The 21,289-nt window shown below is 38.7% G+C and carries 13 protein-coding genes and 1 pseudogene; 5 read left to right on the forward strand and 9 right to left on the reverse strand.

The annotated features are described in order from the left end of the window. The first annotated feature begins 53 nt into the window (after positions 1–53). From mfd to K0B81_04290, 5 genes are all read left to right on the forward strand, one after another. Entirely contained in the window at positions 54–3,626 is a 3,573-nt protein-coding gene (gene mfd / locus K0B81_04270; protein ID MBW6515819.1) for a transcription-repair coupling factor, read from the forward strand. A 232-nt stretch (positions 3,627–3,858) separates the two neighbouring features. Then, entirely contained in the window at positions 3,859–5,748 is a 1,890-nt protein-coding gene (locus K0B81_04275) for an ABC transporter ATP-binding protein/permease (protein MBW6515820.1), read from the forward strand. Continuing rightward, positions 5,726–6,175, forward strand: coding sequence for a hypothetical protein (locus tag K0B81_04280; GenBank protein MBW6515821.1), 450 nt, complete (start codon positions 5,726–5,728; stop codon positions 6,173–6,175). Before K0B81_04275 ends, K0B81_04280 begins: the two co-directional genes overlap by 23 nt. Positions 6,176–6,244: 69 nt before the next feature. Beyond that, positions 6,245–7,855 (forward strand): CTP synthase, encoded by a 1,611-nt coding sequence (locus K0B81_04285; GenBank protein MBW6515822.1) that lies wholly within the window; start codon positions 6,245–6,247, stop codon positions 7,853–7,855. A 347-nt stretch (positions 7,856–8,202) separates the two neighbouring features. Further along, positions 8,203–9,429 (forward strand): mechanosensitive ion channel family protein, encoded by a 1,227-nt coding sequence (locus K0B81_04290; protein MBW6515823.1) that lies wholly within the window; start codon positions 8,203–8,205, stop codon positions 9,427–9,429. A 70-nt stretch (positions 9,430–9,499) separates the two neighbouring features. Here K0B81_04290 and K0B81_04295 read toward each other — a convergent pair whose 3' ends face one another. From K0B81_04295 to K0B81_04335, 9 genes and pseudogenes are all read right to left on the reverse strand, one after another. Further along, entirely contained in the window at positions 9,500–12,037 is a 2,538-nt protein-coding gene (locus K0B81_04295; GenBank protein MBW6515824.1) for a DNA internalization-related competence protein ComEC/Rec2, read from the reverse strand. Between the two features lie 203 nt (positions 12,038–12,240). Then, positions 12,241–13,389 (reverse strand): annotated as a pseudogene (dxr, locus tag K0B81_04300) (1-deoxy-D-xylulose-5-phosphate reductoisomerase). Positions 13,390–13,475: 86 nt separating this feature from the next. Then, positions 13,476–14,492 (reverse strand): hypothetical protein, encoded by a 1,017-nt coding sequence (locus K0B81_04305; GenBank protein MBW6515825.1) that lies wholly within the window; start codon positions 14,490–14,492, stop codon positions 13,476–13,478. Between the two features lie 50 nt (positions 14,493–14,542). Next, on the reverse strand, positions 14,543–16,756 hold the full coding sequence (locus K0B81_04310) for a UvrD-helicase domain-containing protein (GenBank protein MBW6515826.1): 2,214 nt from the start codon (positions 16,754–16,756) through the stop codon (positions 14,543–14,545). 96 nt (positions 16,757–16,852) lie between these two features. Further along, complete coding sequence (locus tag K0B81_04315) at positions 16,853–17,305, reverse strand: hypothetical protein (protein MBW6515827.1); 453 nt, start codon at positions 17,303–17,305, stop codon at positions 16,853–16,855. 2 nt (positions 17,306–17,307) lie between these two features. Further along, a complete protein-coding gene (locus K0B81_04320; protein ID MBW6515828.1) occupies positions 17,308–17,898 on the reverse strand; it encodes a hypothetical protein in 591 nt (196 codons plus the stop codon). A gap of 5 nt (positions 17,899–17,903) precedes the next feature. Beyond that, entirely contained in the window at positions 17,904–19,307 is a 1,404-nt protein-coding gene (locus K0B81_04325; GenBank protein MBW6515829.1) for a hypothetical protein, read from the reverse strand. After that, a complete protein-coding gene (locus K0B81_04330; GenBank protein ID MBW6515830.1) occupies positions 19,291–20,040 on the reverse strand; it encodes an MBL fold metallo-hydrolase in 750 nt (249 codons plus the stop codon). The genes K0B81_04325 and K0B81_04330 overlap by 17 nt, the downstream gene beginning before the upstream one ends. Beyond that, positions 20,037–21,125: an undecaprenyl/decaprenyl-phosphate alpha-N-acetylglucosaminyl 1-phosphate transferase gene (locus K0B81_04335; GenBank protein ID MBW6515831.1), complete on the reverse strand. Its 1,089-nt coding sequence runs from the start codon at positions 21,123–21,125 to the stop codon at positions 20,037–20,039. The genes K0B81_04330 and K0B81_04335 overlap by 4 nt, the downstream gene beginning before the upstream one ends. Positions 21,126–21,289 lie beyond the last annotated feature (164 nt).

Below are 21,289 nucleotides of genomic sequence, written 5' to 3' on the forward strand. Positions count from 1 at the left end.
AATGATCATCCAGAAGGTTGGTTTAGACAATTCTTTTTTAGACGGAATAGAAAATGATCTATCAGTATTTGAAGCCCTATTTGGAGCGATCTAACTTCCTTAAGAAGTTCGATAATACTCTCTTACAGCAAGAAAAGGGAGTTTTATTTTACCAGCTGAATTTAACAACAAAAGCTCTTCTGTCAGCACGGATATTCGATCTTCAACAATTAAAGAAAAACGTTCTGTTTATCACAAGTGAGGATAATAGAGCTGAAGAAATCGTGGATGATCTTGTTCTGCTTTCAGGGCATGACAATATAGTATTTATACCCGATTTTGAAACACTACCTTATGAAGACAGGTCTCCTCATTTTTCTATTAGAGCTCAAAGAATAGAAGGAATGTCGAGATTACTCAATGGGAAATCACATATAATTGTTGTTTCTATCAAAAATCTTTTGAGGATTATAGTACCCCCTAGATTGCTACGTGACAATATCATTACACTAAAACTTGGTAATGATTATAAAATCGAGCAGCTATGTTCCAAACTGGTAAGTGTTGGGTACAAGATAGAGTCGGAAGTGTCTCAGGTAGGTGATTTTGCTCGCAGAGGGGGAATAATTGATATTTTCAGCCCTGCTAACAAATTACCGGTCAGATTGGAGTTTTTTGGCGATACCATAGATTCATGCCGATTTTTTGATCCCCAAACACAACGTTCCACAGGAGGAAAGAGAGAGATTTATACTGTTTTACCCGTGAGAGAGGTTTTTTTAGATGATATAACAACTACCGACAGCCAACTCTGGGAGAAGTTGCATAATACAGGGTTATACGAAGGGATAGAACAGGATGTATCTCTGTTATACAAAGAAACAGCAACTATCAGTGACTATGTTTCTCTTGAGGATACGGTTACTGTTTTTGATGAATATCAATTCTTAGAGAATATTGCTGAAGAACTTTATGAGGAGACTGCAGATCTATATCTTAAAAGACTCAAGGAGATTTCCCAAAAGAAGAAATCCGCAAGGCAGGAGATACCACTTCCGGAACAGATTTATTCCAATTTAGATAGTTTTGTAAAAAAAATCTCATCACACAGTTATTACTTTTTATCGGCATTCCTTCAGCAGCATAAGCTAATAAAGAGTTCTCAGATGAGTTCATTTTCTTCACAGAGCAGCATGAATGGAGAACTCAATATACTCAGAAAGGTCTTAGACAGCAAGATTTCAGAAGGTTGGCAGATCATAATCCAATCCGATAATATCAGCCAGAGTAAACGTATGCAGGAGCTATTGGTCGATCAAGAAGATAAAATTGAATTTTCTATCGGGGTACTTCATCGCGGTTTTAATATCGAAGATGCCAAATTAGCTCTCTTTACCGATCATGAGATTTTCAATCGTTATAAACAGAAGAGGTTTCAGGAATACTTTGCTACAGGCGAAACTATCATTGATTATGAAACCTTAAATCCCGGTGATTATATTGTTCATGTAGATCATGGGATAGGAATATATGAAGGTCTCAAATTGATGCAGGTCAATGGCATCAATATCGAATGCCTCTCAATTCGCTATGCTGAAGATGCGAGGGTTTATGTTCCAACCTTTCAGTTACAGCTTGTAAATCGTTTTGTTGCCGATGAAGGGGTCAAACCTGAGATCAGTAAATTAGGGAGCAAACGTTGGGATGCAGTAAAAAATAGAGCAAAGAAACAGATTGAACTGATCGCAGATGATTTGGTGAGACTGTACGCTGAACGGCAGGCAAGAACCGGTATTTCTTGCGAAACAGATTCGGTCTGGCAGAATGATCTGGAGAGTTCTTTCATCTATGAAGATACTCCGGATCAAAGAAGAGCAACAGAAGAGATCAAGACCGATATGGAACAAGTTAAGCCGATGGAGAGATTGTTATGTGGCGATGTCGGTTTTGGCAAGACCGAAGTTGCGATCAGAGCGGCTTTTAAAGCTATTACAAGTGGCTGGCAGGTAGCAGTCCTTGTCCCTACTACTCTCTTAGCTGAACAGCATTATCTTGTCTTTCGGGAGCGATTAGCCCAATATCCGGTAAATATTGCTATGTTCAGCAGATTCAGGACAGCGAAGCATCTGAAAGAAGATGTGAAGAAGATCGGAACTGGTGAGATTGATATTGCTATCGGAACACATCGTCTCTTTTCCAAGGATATAAAATTCAAGAAATTAGGACTGCTGATTATAGACGAAGAGCACCGTTTTGGGGTCAGACACAAAGAGACATTAAGAAAACTCAAAGTGAACGTAGACACTCTCTATATGTCAGCAACTCCTATACCAAGAACTTTAAGTATGGCTCTTGCCAAGTTCAAAGAGATGTCATTAATGCAAACCTCTCCCAAAGCAAGATTACCGATCAGGACTGTGATCATCCCTTATGATCGGGGGATTATCAAAGATGCTATATTACGCGAATTGGAACGTGGAGGACAGATACTTTTTCTGCATAATCGAGTCGAAACAATTGACAGCATAGCGGATGAACTAAGAGAACTTCTTCCTAAAGTCAGAATAGCAGTGGGACATGGTCAGCTACCGGAGAGATTATTAGAAAAAGTTATGCTCGATTTCTATGATAAGCAGTTCGATGTTCTCGTAGCCACTACCATTATAGAATCGGGAATTGATATACCCAATGCCAATACAATAATAATAAATCGTTCTGATATGTTCGGTTTGGCTCAATTATATCAGCTGCGAGGAAGAGTTGGCAGAAGCAACAGACGAGCTTATGCCTATTTCATTATCCCGAAACATCTTAAGGATGAAGCGAGAAAAAGATTGGAAGCTTTAACGGAGTATAATGCTCTCGGTTCGGGATACCAAATTGCTATGAGGGATTTAGAACTACGTGGTGCCGGCACTCTATTAGGTACCAAGCAGAGTGGAGTTATTCAAGCAATTGGTTTTAACTATTACAACAAACTACTATCAGAAGCGGTCAGCAATCTTCTCCCTGTTGCAGAAGAGTTGGCTTCGTCGAGCTCGGAAGCAGCCACCCCGATGAAATGGAAAAAGGATTTCATAGGGCAGGCGAAGAAGTGTTTTCCTCGGTTGGCTTCAGGTGATATTAGACCGAGCTCAAAACCGATGATCTGGGAAGACGAGAAGGTAAAATATAAAGAGAGACTGCAGATTGATGCCGATTTCTTTTTCCCGGCTAACTTTATCAAGGATGAAAGAATCCGGCTCGAATTCTATCAAAGAATGCTTGATTTTGAGGATGTTCATGAATTTAACGATCTGGAAGAAGAATTGAGAGATCGTTTCGGTTCTATACCGGAACCTGCTCAAAGAGGCATAAAATTCTACCGTCTGAGATTGCTGGCTAAGAAAGTCAATTTAGAGGGATTCCAGATCAAAAAAGGAAGGATATTAATTGAATTTGCTCATAACTTTATCCCTTCCCAGCAAAAGATTGAAAAGATGATCAAAAAGATCAAGTATCCGGTTGATTTTGATGCCTCCGGTAAGAGATTAAAAATGAGCATCAGCTTGACAGATCTTGAGACAAAACCTGTTACCAAAAGGCAATCTGAACAACTGTTCAATTATGCCGAAGGAATCCTGTTACTTTTAGCGGAAGTAACCTAAACTGATATCTATACTGCTGGTACTGTCCAAAGTCCGTTTTAAGTGTGAAGGTTTCAAAGGATATCCCGAAACACATCACTCTTTACTCCTTACTTTTATTCTAACTATAGTTTTTCTCCTCAATTTATCAATGATCTTCAATCTACCTATTCCTTGACATAAACTTAGCTATTTTTTTTATATCAAAAACAGATCCTCATTTAATTATGAGAATCTTTCAGGATTACCGTCAATGAAGAATCTGATGCGGATATACGCAATAATGCTGAGACACTACGGATATTTAATAGCCGGATTGTTCTTTATGCTCGGATACGCTCTATTCAGCGGAGTTAGCATAACCATGGCGGTACCCTTCTTCGACTATGTCTTTCCTGCTGTTAAAGGCGAAATCATCTACTCAACTTTTCCTGAATTCTTCAATGCCATTAAGGAAGTAACGACTACTTTTGTTCAAAGTGAAAGCATTTTTGGTTTGCTTAACATTAATAACTTCCGACCTCTGCTGGAAGGATTCGGTAAGATAATGGAACAGACCGACTCGATGCTGGTTTTAAAGTTCGTTGCAGCAGTTGTTCTGATAATTGTCTTCTTAAAAAATGTTTTTTTCTTTTTTAATCGGCTCATGTTTGCCAATTTGAACGGCAAGACGATTGTAGATGTCCGTAACTCTATTTTCCGGAATTATTTAAGGCAATCACTCCGTTTCTTCACCCGTCACCGTGTTGGTGATTCACTTGTCAGGATGGTCAGTGATGTAGAGATAGTGAGTCATCTTTTTATTACTTCGATGTTTAATGCTATACGTGATTTACTGCTTGTCCTTGTATTTATGAGGATTGCCATATATCTAAACCTGAGACTTTTTCTGCTCAGTTTGCTCATCCTACCGATTACAACTTTTCTTGTTGCCTTAGTCGGTAAGAAGATCAAGAAATATGCCCGTCGTATTCAAGCTCAGTTCTCCGATATTTATTCTAAAGTAGAGGAAGTACTGAGTAATATGAAGATAGTTAAGGCATTTGGCAGAGAGGATGATCAATATTCTCTGTTCCAAAAGATCAATAAGCAATTTTTCCGTTTCTGGCGTAAGGCAGAGATTTATTCCGGTTTCAATGTCCCGATCTCAGAAATGAATGGAGCAATTACCGGAATAATCATCCTCCTCATCGGCGGCAGTGAAGTATTATCAGGTTCATCCGGTTTTACTTTTGGCGAGTTTACAGCGTTTCTCTTTGCCATCTTTTCTATGCTGCATCCCATAAAATCAATCTCAAAGACCTATACCGACATTAAGAAAGCTCTCGTATCTTTAGACAGGATTTCCGAAGTCATGTTCAATGAGCCCGATCTATTGGAAGCAAAAGATGCAGTCAGTAAGGCAGATTTTACCGACAAGATCGAGTTTGACAGAGTATCTTTCTATTATGAACCGAATAAGGAAGTTCTCAAAGAGATAACGTTTACAATCAAGAAAGGTGAAAAAATAGCCATCGTTGGGAGCAGTGGTTCCGGTAAGACTACTCTGGCAAATCTATTGCTTAGATTGTATGATGTAACCGAGGGAGAGATCAGGATAGACGGGATCCCTTTAACTAAGATAAAGATCAAGGACTTAAGGAATCTTTTCGGAATTGTAACTCAAGAATCGCTTATTTTTACCGATACGGTTACCGCTAATATAAGTTTCGGTACTCTGAAAACCGTGACCCAGGAAGATATTATCAAAGCAGCTCAGCGTGGCTATGCCGATGAATTCATCGAGGAGCTACCCCATAAATATGAAGAGATGCTTTATGCCAAGGGGGGGACACTCTCAGGAGGACAGAAACAGCGATTATGCATAGCCAGAGCCATCGTCGGTAACCCACCAATTCTGATCTTTGATGAAGCTACAAGTTCACTCGATACAGAAGCAGAGAGAAAGGTGCAGGTTGCTATTGAACAGGCAACAAAGAGCCGTACCGTCTTGATCATAGCACATAGATTATCTACGATTCTCTCTTCAGATATGATAATAGTTTTGGATGCCGGCAAGATCGTTGGCATTGGAGATCACGCAGAATTGTTAAAGAACTGTCCGCGTTACAAAGTACTCTATGATCTGCAGTTCAATGTTTAATATCAATAATCTTCGCAATATTAACGTAACCAACCTTTCTATAACATTTTTTTCTCTTCAAATCTGCTTTTTCATTAAAAATCAATTTCCTTTTGTCATCTCGACTGGAGCGATCTCCTCACTGACTCTTGCAAGATTTGCAGGCAAAGATGAGATGTCTCGACTACGCTTCGCTTCGCTCGACATGACAAGGGAGGGTAGTGTCATCTCGGCTGGAGCGATCTCCTCACTGACTCTTGCAAGATTTGCAGGCAAAGATGAGATGTCTCGACTACGCTTCGCTTCGCTCGACATGACAAGGGAGGGTAGTGTCATCTCGACTGGAGCGATCTCCTCTTTCTTTGTCATCTCGACTGGAGCGATCTCCTCACTGACTCTTGCAAGATTTGCAGGCAAAGATGAGATGTCACGACTACGTCAGACATGACAAAATGTAATATGAAAAATCAATATGTCTAATAACTTATTTAATTATTAAAATAGAGGTATAGCGGTTATGGCAAAGAACATTTTTGTAATTGGTGGAGTGGTTTCTTCTTTAGGAAAGGGGATTGCTGCCTCTTCTATCGGTTTGTTATTGAAGAAAATGAATTACAAGGTTGGGATGCTTAAATTAGATCCCTACCTTAACGTTGATCCCGGCACTATGAGCCCGTTCCAACATGGAGAAGTATTTGTTACTGACGATGGTGCAGAAACAGATCTTGATCTGGGACACTATGAAAGATTTATTGGTGAGTCATTATCCAAGGATTCCAATGCTACAGCCGGTCAGATTTACGAACGGGTCATTCAAAAAGAAAGACGCGGTGATTATTTAGGCAAGACAGTACAGGTTATTCCCCATGTAACTAATGAGATCAAGAATCTGATCAGAAAACTTAGTGATAAGTATGATATTGTTATTACAGAGATAGGGGGAACAGTTGGCGATATTGAAAGTCTACCCTTTTTGGAAGCGATCAGGCAATATCGCATGGAAGTAGGGATAAGAGACACTCTGTTTGTTTTCTTGACCTATGTCCCTTATATCAAATCTGCCGGAGAGCTAAAGACCAAACCGACTCAGCACAGCGCCTATAAATTACGGGAAATTGGTATTCAACCGGATATCCTGATCTGCCGTTCCGACAAACCATTCAACAGTGATATCGCAGCCAAGATATCTCTCTTCACTAATGTTCCCAAAGATCATGTATTTAATGCCTATAATGTAGATTTTGTGCATGAAATTCCAATAAACTTTTTTAGGGCAGAGATGCATAAAGCTATCTGTCGCCATTTAGAGTTGGAAGAGAGGGAGGTAGATCTTTCTGATTGGGAAGAGTTGGTTCATAATCTTAAAAATCCTCAAAGAGAGGTTAAAATAGCACTTTGCGGTAAGTATGTCGACCATCAGGATGCCTATAAAAGTGTTTGGCAGGCGTTGATCCACGCTGCTGCCTACCATCGAGCAAAGCTTAACCTCAAAATGGTCGATTCGGAAAGGGTATTCCAGAAGGACGAAGTAGAAAAATGCTTGGGTGATGTTGATGGGATCTTAATTCCCGGCGGTTTTGGAGTACGGGGAATAGATGGTAAGATCGAGATTGCCCGGCATGCCCGGGAAAACAAAATCCCTTTCTTTGGGATTTGTCTTGGCATGCAGGTGGCTGTCATCGAATTCGCCAAAAATGTTTGTCAGTTAACCGGAGCATATAGCTCGGAATTTGACGAAAAATGTGAACACCCCATAATCGCCTTGATGACCGAGCAAAAGTACATAGATAAGATCGGTGGCACTATGCGGCTTGGTGCCTATCCCTGCAAAATATCGCCAGGAACTTTAGCAGCTAAGATATATAAAGCAGAAGAGATCAAAGAGCGACATCGTCATCGCTACGAGTTTAACAATAAGTATCGCGACCTGTTAATTTCAAAAGGTATGGTAGTTTCCGGTTCTCATCTGGATGATCTACTGGTCGAGATCATCGAATTACCGGATCATCCGTTCTTTATTGCTGTTCAATTCCACCCTGAGTTTAAGTCGAGACCGGCTACTCCTCACCCGATCTTCCGAGATTTCATCAAAGCAGCTCTCCAGAGAAGAGAGACCGAGAAACTGTAATGTAGACTTTTAGTTGTGATTTTTTCAAAGAATTATTTATCGATTATCATTAGGGAGCACACGAGCCGGCTAGGGCCGGCTCGTAGGTTCCCTAATAGTAAAAGGTACTTATATCTTTTTACTACACTAGAACCGGGGAAAAAGCTGCTTCTGTCACCCTGAGTGATCCGCTGGGCGGATTGTATCGAACCGAGGAAATTGTTTCTTCGTGGCTGCTTCCGAGCTCGGCGAAGCCAACAAAGGGTCGACGAAGTCAACTCAAAACTATGATAATGATGGATCAAATACAAAACACAAGGATTTAATCGCCTATCTATAATTGAAATTGTAAAAGAAGGAGTTAAGAAATGGCAGAACTTTTTACTACAATAAAGGTCAGTATCCAAGACAATAATTGGTACTCTCTCTTGTTTCTATTCTTAGGGAGTTTGATACTCTATCTGATAACTTTGAAGATAATCCTCCCCATATTACATTATCTGATCAGAAAAAGTCCGACCAATTGGGACAACATGCTCATCAGGCGAAAAGTTTTGGAAAAATTAGTCTTATTGCCTTCACTTTTCTTTATCGGACGTTTTTCTTATCTTCTAACAGATCAACAAGTAGTAGTGGAGAGGATCTTAAATGCTCTCTTTGCCTTGATCATAATGTTTGCTTTAGACAGATTTTTGTTTGCTGTTAATGATGTATATGAGATGCTTCCCAGCGCTAAAGGTAAACCGATCAAGGGCTTCATTCAGGTACTCCAGATAATTATCTTCCTTTTCGGCGGGATAATAATAATAGCTATTTTGATAGAAAGATCCCCCTGGATACTGCTGAGTGGATTGGGAGCTATGACGGCTGTACTCTTACTGATCTTCCGGGAGACGATCCTCTCTTTCGTTGCCAGTGTCCGCATAACATCAAACAGATTGATCGAGATCGGTGACTGGATAGAAATGCCGCAATTTGGTGCCGACGGGGATGTAATAGATTTGGCATTGTATAGCATACAGGTACAGAATTGGGATAAAACCATAGTCTCCATTCCGACCCATAAACTGATCGATGAATCCTTTAAGAACTGGAAGGGTATGCAACAGTGTGGTGGTAGAAGGATAATGCGGAATATCAACATTGATCTGGAAAGCGTGCGGTTTTGTGATGAAGAGATGCTGGCGAAGTTCGAAAAGATAGGACTACTTAAAGAGTATCTGGCAGATAAAAAGAATGATATATCGGCTCATAATCGAAAGTTGGGCATAGAAGAAACTGACTTTATTAATGGAAGACATTTAACTAATATAGGAACCTTCAGAGCTTACATCGAAAGATATCTCAAACGACATCCCAGAATAAATCAAAATTTGATCATGATGACGCGGCAGATGGAACCTACTTCTACAGGACTTCCCATCCAAGTATATGCCTTTACCAATGATACTAATTGGACTGTTTATGAGAGTATTCAGGCAGATATTTTTGATCATCTGCTGGCAATAGTACCGGAGTTTAATTTAAGGGTATTCCAGTATCCTTCCGGGTATGATCTCTTGCAGATGAAAGAAAACATCAAGTCGGTAACATAAACTCCAGCATTAGCTACTGAAAAAATTTTAGCGAGCGATCACAGCTCTTATCTACATTCTCTTTTAATTATCAGAAGTTTACTGTTATTTTTCTTTCTTTAGGGAGAGTTTTCATCTCTGCTGTGATACCGTCAGTCTTGATCTGCAGAGTTCCTTCCCGTCCTGATATGAAGAGCCGGTCGCCTAAAAAATTTAGAGTTTCCAGAGTTATCGGATGCGGTATATTAAAACGGGATCGCAAAGCAGTCGGAATGAAGGCAAACTCAGGATTGACCGCTTTTATGAAGGGTGGGGAACTTGAGGTTCTGCTGCCATGATGCGGGATTTTCAGGAATTGGCTCTCTAAATAAGTTGGATAATAAGTAATAAGGTGCATCTCGGCATCGAATTCGATATCTCCCGTAAAGAGAAGCGAGAAATTATGGAAAGCCATTTTTACTACAATAGACATCTCATTGGGGTTAGAGGAAACAAACTGAGCATCAGGATGCAAGATCTTTAATTTCATGTTTTCGAGTGCAATATGGGTAGTATCTCTGACCAGATGAATATTCGTTCGTGTAGAATCTATAAGAAGTTGCAAGCTCTGCCAGATCTCATCTTGCTGAAAATAATCGGTAATCATCAGATTATCTATCTTTACATTTTGGGAGAGATATTTTAGCCCTCCATAATGATCACTGTGCTGATGGGTTATGATCAGCCAGTCGAGACGGTTTATCCCCTGCTGTTTGAGATAAGGGAGAGCTGCATATCTTAGATGGATCCCTGTCTCAGCCGTTGGTCCCGTGTCGATCATAACACTCTCCTTCTCAGGTGTTTCAATGAGAAAAAGATCACCATGACCGACATCGAAGAGAGTGATGATCAAGAGATCTTTTCTGTTGATAGTAGTAGAAATAAAGATAATCAGCAGTATCAACATCATTAGGGCTGGATAAAACAGGAACAACAACTTGTTTTGCTTGTTCAGCCACATTTTTGCTCTGTTTTTATCTTTGTCTTTTGGGGGAATCAGACCATATTTCTTTAACCAGAAGAAAAAGAGACCTAATAGAATATATGTGAGAATAAGCTGAATCCAACTAAAAGGGATGAAATTGAAAAAGAGGGGTAATGTAGAGGTAAACCTGCTCCATCCGGTAAAGAGCGACATGATAAGCGTGAACGAATTCTGAAAAACCGTTTGTAGTAATGGTACTGAAGGGATAAAGACAATAATCATCGCCAGTGGTATTATTATCGTGAGCAAAGGGATACCGATAAGATTACCGATCAATCCGTTCAGGGAAAACTGATTGAAATAATAAAGAGTCATCGGCAGGAGAAAAATGCTGATCAGAAACGTAGTGAGGAGTAATTGACAGGTTCGGTAACCCATTGTATTATAGAAACTTCGATTCCTGAAGATCGTTTGGAGTTTATGGTTAAATAACGGCAAGATATTGATTAGAACAAAAACCGAGATAAATGAGAGCTGCAATCCTATAGCAAAGATTTCTCTTGGTGAGATTATGGTGATAATCAGTAAACTAGCCGCGAGGATATTGTTATATGAAGGTTTACGCTGAAGGATCCCACAGATAATTAAGAGAGAGATCATCAGAGTAGCTCGACTGACCGAAGGGCTCCAATTACATAATTCTCCATAGATAACAAAGAAAATGATAATGATCAATCCAGCCGGTACACGGCGGATATGAATTAGTTTAAGAAAAGTCAGCAGGATCAAGGTTATTATTGCCAGATGAATACCGCTGATTGCGATTAGATGTGCCATGCCACCTGCAGCTAAACGTTCCCGCATATCACCCATCTCTTCACGATCACCTAACAAAATTGCCTTAATAAAGGGGATATGTTCTGTCGGGATACGGCTTTCTATTCTTTTTTTTATGTATCGTCTGATTTGGGAGATCCGGTAGCGATATCCTGAACCCAAACCATAAATTCCTGCGGAAACAGGTTCGGCATAAACAAGCGTTTTAGCTCTACCTTGGGCTGCCTGACTACTTCTATTAGTGAAGAAAGGTTGAGGGATGCGGGAGAAACCACGACTATTCCTGTAAGGGGTCAGCTCGGCAATAGTCCTGATGATGTTGCCGGGTATAAGATCTTCAGGATCCCCAGCCAGATAATTAGCCGGGAAAGTCAGAATAACCTTTCCTCTGATAGGGTAATTATTCAGCGTGATCAGATCACCAAATATGCGGTAGTTAGTGCCATAGATATATTCTCTTTTCTGAGGTTCCCGAACAATACTGATCTCCGTTTCAGCAACGATCTTTTCTTTTAGTTGGAATAGATTGGATATATGGTTATCAGGGAAAAGAGTTAACAGGTTAGAGCGGAGATATCCCAGCAAGAAAACGAGGAGTAGAAGAAGCAAAAGTTTAACAAGTTGATCCTGGAAAAGCAGAAAAGTTAGTGCTATTAGAGCAAATAATGGGATGACATAAAAAAGCAGTTCTGCTCTGTGCCAATTAGAGGGGAGATAAAAACCTGCTAAAATACCGGCAATCCAAAAAAGTGATATAATCAAGAGAGGTGCTGGAACACTATATCTTCTATCTTCCAATCCGGTGTTACCAGAGATCTTCAGTTCCATCTCTCTGCCCTTCGCCCTTAGCCCTTAGCCCTTAGCCCTTAGCCCTTAGCCCTTCGCTCTTAGCCCTTTGCCCTTAGCCCTTCGCTCTTAGCCCTTTGCCCTTCGCCCTTCGCAGCCGTTAAGATTATAACATCAGTTTAACCATTTTTTATTTCTTTCTTCTCAACTATCTAAACAGCGTAGCGCTAAACTCTCTCAACTTTTTAACCATAAGTAGTGATTACCTGCTTAAAAGTCTTTTCATTTACCTCTGAAATAGTTTCCAAATCGGGATTTTCGATATTGCTCTGTTTATTTAGATATTCTTCGGCGATTTGCTGGATCTTTAGATAAGGGATCTTTTTCTCTAAAAAAAGCTTTATAGCCGCTTCATTAGCAGCATTTAAGACCGTAGGCATTATCCCCCCCTGCTTTCCTGCCTCTCTGGCTAATCTGTATAATGGATATCGCTTTTCATCAATATCAAAGAATGATAAGGAGGGTAAAGAAGTGAGATTGGTTTTCCCTAAATCGGATTCGATATGGCGGGGATAGGAAAGGGCATAAAGTATCGGTAATTGCATGGAGGGATTACTCAACTGGGCAAGCAGGGACCCGTCCGAGCACTCAACCAGCGAATGAATAATTGATTGGGGATGGATAACAGCATCAATTTTGTCATAAGGGAGTTGAAATAGCCAGTGAGCTTCAATTACTTCCAGCCCTTTGTTGAACATAGTAGCGGAATCAATAGTTATCTTGGCTCCCATTGACCAGGTTGGGTGTTGTAATGCCTGTTCGGGAGTAATATGGCTAAATTCCTCTAACGGCAATTCACGAAAAGGACCGCCGGAAGCAGTTATAATGACTTTATTTATCTCTGCCGGGCTCAAACCGTTAAATAGTTGAAAAAGTGCACTATGTTCACTATCGATCGGGATGATTTTTTTTTTGTTGATTTGATCTTGGAAAAGATGTCCTGCCATCACTAAAGATTCTTTGTTAGCAAGAGCTAAGGAGTGATTCATTTCTAAAATATGAAAAGAATAAACCAAACCGGCAGAACCGGAAACAGCATTGATAACTATATCAAACTCTTCGGAAGAAAGAATCTGCAAAACCTCTTCCTGACCAAAGTAAATTCCTTGCTGAGCGGGTTTTTTCTGATTAGAGAAGTTCTGTCCCGTCAATACGATCTTATCTATCTGCAATTCTTGAGAGAGGGAAGTCATCAGTTCATAATTGTTATGCGATGTTGCGAAAGCTATCTGAAACAGTTGTGGATGTTTTCTGACCACTTCTACAACAGAAAGACCAATAGAACCTGTAAGCCCCAGAACAGCAATTTTCTTCATCTAAGTATCCTTTATCATCTTCATTTGTTATAAATTAGGATCAAAGCACTTTAATGATCAAGATTAGATGACGCTTACTATTTGTCGAGTAAATACTTCAATGATTATCTGAGTGTCAATCCAATAGAGACACGATGTGAATTGTCAATTTCAGTGTTATGCTTGAAGGAATAATTGATCTGGAACTGGCTGATATTGACCGATATCCCTGCAGTAAAGTTTTCTATGTCATATCCGGCATAAAGATTTACATAATCGGGAATTGGTATCTCCAGTCCAAAGTGATAGTCAAAACTTAAAAGACCAAGATGAATAGTAGCTGCCTCTTCTCGTCCTTCAGCGATGATCTCTGTTCCGGCAATTATTCTTGATCTACTGCCGATAAGGGGGGTAGCAAAATAATAACTAAATTCAAAATCCAAACCCGGATTTACTATTTCGTGAGTACCGTTACTCCAAAAGATCTGTGTGGAAAAGAAGTCGCGTAATTTCATGCCTAACAGCAAATTATGGTGCAGATCAAAATAGGTAGAGATATCGGCGCCGAAACCGTAACCACTAGTTTCAGCTAAAGTTCGATAAGCCAGCTTAGGGGTAAAACCGATCACATAAGAACCGAGATGCCGATAGAAACCTAAGTACAAAATATAATCCGAATTATTAACGGTTTTATAATGGTAAGGTTGATTATCAACTGAGACAGGTTCGTCAGGATTAGGAAGCCGGGTAAGAGGGATATTATTGATCCCGATTCTCGAAAGAACTAAAGCGTAACGGGCTCGCTCACCCCATACTGCTGAAAAAGTGTCATAGGTTACTAGTCCCATGAACTCTTCAGCATGCATTAATTCAAAAGATGAACCCTGTCCCTCTGTCTTTGCTAATAAAGCCGGATTCCAATAGGCAATAGAAGCTGTTTGATAATCTGTCAAACCGGTATTTCCCAGAGCAAAATTTCTTACCCCAGCTCCCATTCGAAAGATCTCACCGGCATATTTCTCTGCCGTAAGATCATTAGGGAGAGATAGAAAACCGATCATAACAGCTATAGCTGATATCATGATGACAGGATGTCTCTTGTAAGAACCGGTGCTATGTCGTATAGAATATATGTCTTTCATTGATTATGCCTTCTTGCTTAATTAACTCTTATGTAATATAATAATCATTTTTATTTTTCGGTCAAGATTTGAACATAAGAACCGATTATCTTTTTTAGTTTACCGTCTCTAAAGAGAATGGATAATTTAGCATCCTTTCCCTTACCTTCAACACTCAACACAGTGCCGTCTCCAAAATCTTTGTGTCGCACCCTTTGACCGATACGGAATAGTTTCTCATCTTCTTTTATCCATGGTATCTTTACCTTTTTTTCAGTAAAATCATTAACTCTTACCGACTTATTGTAATTACGTTGATCAATGGGTATTTGTTTCTTTTGTTCCGGAAATATTTCTTTGATAAACCTGCTGGGCATAGTAATCTCATAGCCATAGTAAGTACGCCTGTATCTGGCATAACTGAGAAACAGATGTGACTTGGCTCTTGTTATACCGACATAAAGAAGTCGCCGCTCTTCTTCTATTTCTTCATTACTATGCAGGGATAGTTGATGGGGTAAGAGCTTCTCTTCTAAACCGGAAATAAAAACATAATCAAATTCCAATCCTTTGGCATTATGGAGAGTCATTAGATTTACTTGCTGTTTTTCCTCTCCGTCTTCCGGTAAGTTCTCATATTCTGATTCCAGTGTCGTGAAGAGAGATATATTTTGTAAAAAATCTACCAGAGTTGCTGGTTGGTCGTTTTCTTTGCGATAATTCTCGGCAAAATCCATGGTGGCAACAAGAAATTCTTTGATATTTTCTATGCGGGTCACATCTTTGAAATCCTTACTGACAGAATAATACTCGATGATTTGTAATGATTGATAGATGTCTTCTAATAGTTCAGTCACTTCTGTTGTGCTAATCATATTTTGCCAACGGAGCAGCAAAGAAACTAAACTACTTAAACTGTTTTGTTGTCGATTAGAGAGCGTAGTGATTTTTTCAGCTTCTATTAGTCCCTGATAGAGAGTTATACCTCTTTCAGCAGAATATTCTGCCAATTTACCGATTGTTATTCCTCCAATAGTGCGGGGTGGGAAGTTAATTATCCGTAAAAGACTCTCTGTATCTTCGGGATTTATGATGACTCTTAAATAGGCAATAATATCTTTGATCTCTTTTCTTTGGAAGAAGTTAAGTGAACCATGTACTTTATAAGGAATTCCCAACTCGAGGCATACTGTCTCAAAGATACGGGATTGAGCATTTGTCCGATAAAGAATTGCAACTGTTTCGAAAAAATCTTGGGATTCAAAAAGATGGTTTATGTCTTGTAAAATTGCCTTCGCTTCATCAGTGTCGGTTTCATATGTATGTAACACGGGTCTTTCACCTTTCTTTCTGTCTGACCATAACTGTTTCGGATGGCGAGTCGAGTTGCAGGAGATAAGTTTGTTAGCAATATCAAGTATTGGTTGAGAAGAACGATAGTTCTGTTCTAATCGGATGATAGTAGCATTGTTAAAATCTTGAGCAAAATTGATTATATTCTGTATGGAAGCTCCACGCCAGCTATATATCGCTTGATCATCATCCCCTACGGCGCAGATATTACCATGCTCGCCACCTAACAATTGAATAATCCGGAATTGAGCAAAGTTTGTATCTTGATACTCATCGATCATAATATGAGAAAATTTACGACGGTATTTGTGTAATACTATTTCATTATTAGCTAATAGAATAGCAGTTTCCATCAATAGGTCATCAAAATCGAGAGCATTGTTATCCCGCAATTTTTGTTGATATCTAATGAAAATTTTATAAACAGATTCAGTATAAACATTTGGAGGATGGTAATCAAAGAAATTTTCTGTGTTGATCAAGGAACTCTTTGTTCTGCTGATTATACTGGCTACTGTCCCGATTGGCATAGATGATGCGTCGATATCAAGCTCTTTATAGATTTTTTTTAGCAAACCCTTCTGATCGTCTGCATCAAAAATCGTAAAATTACTAGTAAAAGGGAGCTGATGTTCTTTTGCTTCAAACCTAAGGATCGTTGCGCAAATAGAGTGAAAGGTTCCTACCCATAAAGAACGGACATCAATAAAAAGCTGCTGGGCAAGTCGTTCTTTTAATTCCCGTGCGGCTTTGTTGGTGAAAGTAACAATGAGTATCTTCCATGGTTCTGTTCCCATCTCTTGGATTAAGTAAGCAGCACGATAGATGATGGAACGGGTCTTTCCACTTCCGGCTCCTGCGAAAACAAGCAATGGTCCTTCTGTATTTAACACAACTTTTTGCTGTTGTGGATCAAGATGTTCTAATAACATACTCTTCTAATAACTTTATTGATCAGTTGTTTTAAAAATGAAGTTAAACTATTTAACAGAATGAAATGAAGCATATACTTCTTTTAGAACGGAAGACTAAAAACTCACTTCTATATAGTCCGATAAAGGTCCTTCCAATCTACCTTGAGGATATTCTATATACGCCGATATCCAGTAATAATACTTTCTACCAAAGAAGATGCTGTTCATATCAGTATATTCGATGATATCATTCGATTCGATAACCCCAATTTTCTCCTTCATAGTATATACTCCAAAAGCACGGTAAACATAATATCCATCTACATCTGCAAGACGATTCCACCTTATTATAATTGCATTTTGGGGAGTCATAACTTTGCTGGATGTCAAACCGAGTACTTTTGGCGGGACTCTTACATCACCACTGCCGGAAGGGTCTAAGGGATTTTTTCTATCAAGCGAACAAGAGGTAATGGAAAAGAGAATAGATAAGAATATCACAAAAATAACGTAATGTGACTTATCAACTATGAAAAATCGCTGTTTCAATGACTTAACTTCTTTCATTGTTAAAACCTTAAGGTTATACCAGTGGGAGTGATGATTAATGCCTGATTAGAATTCTGTTGTACAAGATCATTCCAAATATTCCAATTATGTTGATTAGTCTCAACAATCACATCATAGATTGTGTAGCCCCAAACAACTATAAAGAGTCCCAATAAGAGATTGGACTGCCGATAAGGTAGCAAGGCGTTGTCATAATGCTCATTTATTTCATCAATTTGTGTCGCTTTCTCATATCTACGGTAATGGATCATGGCTTTTTCATAATAATACAAACTCGATCCCAACAGAGCTAATTGAGCCCCAAGAAAGATCTGTCCTTTAGTATAGCTTCTAAGAGTAAAATGACCCCAGCCGGGCAGAAATGCTGTTTTTAAAGCGTTGGTCATGGTTGATTGTTTCAATTCATCATACTCACTCAGTATCATTGTTCTATATTCCAGACTGTCACGAAAAGTAATTCTGTCCTCTTCTTCAAACCATTCATATTTATAGGGGTTGGAAAACTCCATGATACTGAAATCAGCCGATAATATTTTGACTGAAAAAACAATGAAAAGCAAGAGTAATAAACAAGGTATTTTATGAATCATTTTTTCTATTCCATTATCTCAGTAGATATTCTGTTTAAAGGAGTTAATTGTTTGTTTAAGAGATTTACGTGCCAGATGAAATAGTAGCTGTCTGTTCGAGAAGTTATATCATACCTGATCTCATAACGGTAAGTACCTGTTGATAGCATAATTCTCCAACCTGACACATTAACAGCGTCACTATGCATTTCTCTCTGTTCCTCAATTATTCTATTCAGATTTCTTACTATAATACCATTTCTGTATTCTGTGATTATTCTCCTGGCAAAGCCCTCCGGATTAGTTCCTAAATCGATCATATTGGCCATTAAAGCAATTTTCTCAGCGGTTCGTGGTTGTCGGTCTCTATTATATGATAACCGGTAGAGACGTAAAGCATCTTGGTAATTGGTTTCTTGTTCTTGTTCAAGTGCTTGGTTATAGAGAGTATTAGCTTGAGCAATATTCTCTTTCAACTCTCTTGCCCTGGCAATCGCCCTCTCTGCAAGGAGATTATCAGGGATGATCGCAAAGGTCTGTGTGTAGATATCTATTGCTTCATCAATTTTTCTTTCGTTTAATAAGTTATCTCCATAAGCTATCATTTGATTAATAGTTTGGGTTAATCGCTCATTTATCTCAACCTGCAATGCTGGGTTGAATTCAACTGCTAATGAATAATAATTCTCAGCTTCATGAAATTGCTCATTGGCTCTGTGAAGGTCTGCCTCATATAAATACAACAATCCAATCTCACTTTTGACCTCATCAAGATAAGAATGTGGATAATTTAACAAATACAATAGGCGAGAAATGGCGGTTTTTGTTTCTGGATCAGATTTAGCATCTTCGATAAGCAAAGGGAGGTATTCGTCTATTATCGGTTGGGCAAGATCAATATACTCTTCTTCTTCATCATATTCAACAAGGAGTCTGTAGTTGTCAAAGATAGCATTACGCTCAGGTCTATGTTCATGGATGATCATCAGACGGCGATATATTACATTGCTGATCGAAGGTATTCCCGGAAAAGCATTGATGATAAAGTCATACAATCTTAATGTTGAGTCTAATTCTTCAACTACATTGGCATTATCTATTAAAAACAGATAACAATCAACCATTTTCTCATCTGCTATAGCGCTATTAGCCAGATAGAACATACGGATTGCTAATTGATAGTTACCCCGCTCCATTGTTTGTAAACCTAATTGATAATATGCTTGAGAACGATTATTTAGAGCTATTGTAACCATAGCTCCATCTTGACTTCTTTCAATAAACTGATCGTAGTTTTCTATTGCTCCGATGTAATTTCCCCGCTGTTGCAAGTTATATGCGGTAACGTAATAGTTTGAGGTACACCCTACAGTTACTATTAAAATAATAGTAATTGGTGGCAAACAGAAGATACTAATTCTTTTCAACATCGATCTGAAATCCATCGTTTGCAATAATAACGTTCGAATGGCTGATTGTTTCTAAAGCTTCTTGTAATTCGTCAGATAAACCATGGATCAGGATAATCAGCTTTTCTTCTTGACTGATAATCCCGCAGATGTCCTCTCTAGATGGATGTAGAGCATCGATTATTATAATGTCTGAATCATCTATGTATTCAGTTAAGTGTTGGGTATTTACTATGTCAGAGGTATAGATGATTCTTTTTTCGTACGTATGTATAAAAAATGAGTAGGAATTCATTAGGTTAGGGACTTTATGTTCTTCGATAAATTTCCTATAATTAGATAAATGACTATTCTTTATTGGTTCTATGCATGGTATCATATTCTTTAACTCGGAGATATCTAAGACAGTTATTTGAAATTCAAATCTCTCCGGGAACAGATATAGTGTATTCATCATTTTGATAACGGAATCGATTGCTTCCGGTAAATAGATTGTCAATGGGCGAACTCTTTTTTGCAGATGAAACATTTGCAACACCATGAATAACCCAATTATATGATCTGGGTGGAGATGACTGATTATTATTGCATCCAGCACATCTTTATCTAACTCATATTCAAGAAGCTTTTGAGCAGTGCCTTCTCCGCAGTCGAATAATACATTGCGACCATTTGTTTTGCACCATAAAGCTGAGTGACTCTTACCTAAAACAGGTATTCCGGGTGCTGTACCGAGTATTCTGGCAATTCTCATTTTTTCTTTTTTATCTTTAGTTGGTTTTTGGTAATGATAATAGGGATAGAATCAAGTTTAGCTCCAAACAGATAGAATCCTGCCCCGAAGAAAACAACCGAGAAAATAAGAAGGACATGAGAATTCATTTTGAGAATGACAACTGTCAATAAGACAATAACAATGTTGATCAGATATACTACTATACTGGTAATTTTGGGTGACTGCAGGGCGTTCACTATTCTGTGTGTTGAATGATCCTTGCCACCTTGTGTAACTCTTCTTCCGTCTCGTTTACGTGTATAACTAACCAATGTTATATCAAATAATGGAAAGCTTAATAATAATACTGGTAGAAGGTAATAGAGATTATGCTCCATTCTGATGACAGCTAATCTTCCTGTTAATATACCCATTGAAGCAAGAAAATAACCGATAAATAAACTACCGGCATCTCCCAAAAAGATCTTAGCAGGATTGAAATTGTATGGCAAGAAACCTAACACTGCACCTGCAAAAGTTAGTGATAATAAGGAAATGTAATGTGCCTGCTGAGAAAGAGCACTGGTCTTAGTAACAAAAGCAAAACCATAAAAGCCGAGAGCTAAGATTGCAGAAACACCAGTACTGATACCGTCCATATTATCAAGAAAGTTAAAGGCATTTATCAGAGTAACCATCCAAAAGATCAGTATTGGCAGTGTAATATAAATGGGACCCAAGATAGTTAAAAGATCATTAGTGTAGATAAAAATCAATGAAGCTATGATTTGCCCCATAAACTTTATTATAGGTTTCATGCCATATTTATCATCTATTAAACCAATAGTCAAAATAAGAAATGCACCGCCCAAGTAGCCAATGAGGGCGGTATCAAATGTTCTATGCGGTACTATGATGACATCATAAAGGACGAAAATTATAAAGCCGATAAAAACCGCTAAACCACCAAGAAGAGGTATAGTATTGGCATGAATCTTCCTTTGGGAAGGATTATCGACAAATCCTATTTTTAATGCCAGCTTCCTGATTAGAGGTGTTAAAGCAAAGACGGTCATGAAAGATAGCATTAAAACTAGTACATATTCATATATCGAAACATTCATGCGAATGAGTGACCTCTTTAACAATTATTAAATCACAGTTTGAATGGAGTTTTTTTTTGTCAAAGGTTTTATCAGCTCAACAGTCTATTTAATGCTATAAGCGATTCAATGCCCTATGCTTTTTCGGAAGTAGTTCTGAGAAGACAAGTAGCAGTGCATTCAAA

It is taken from the genome of Candidatus Cloacimonadota bacterium (assembly GCA_019429305.1).
Lineage (GTDB): Bacteria > Cloacimonadota > Cloacimonadia > Cloacimonadales > JAJBBL01 > JAHYIR01.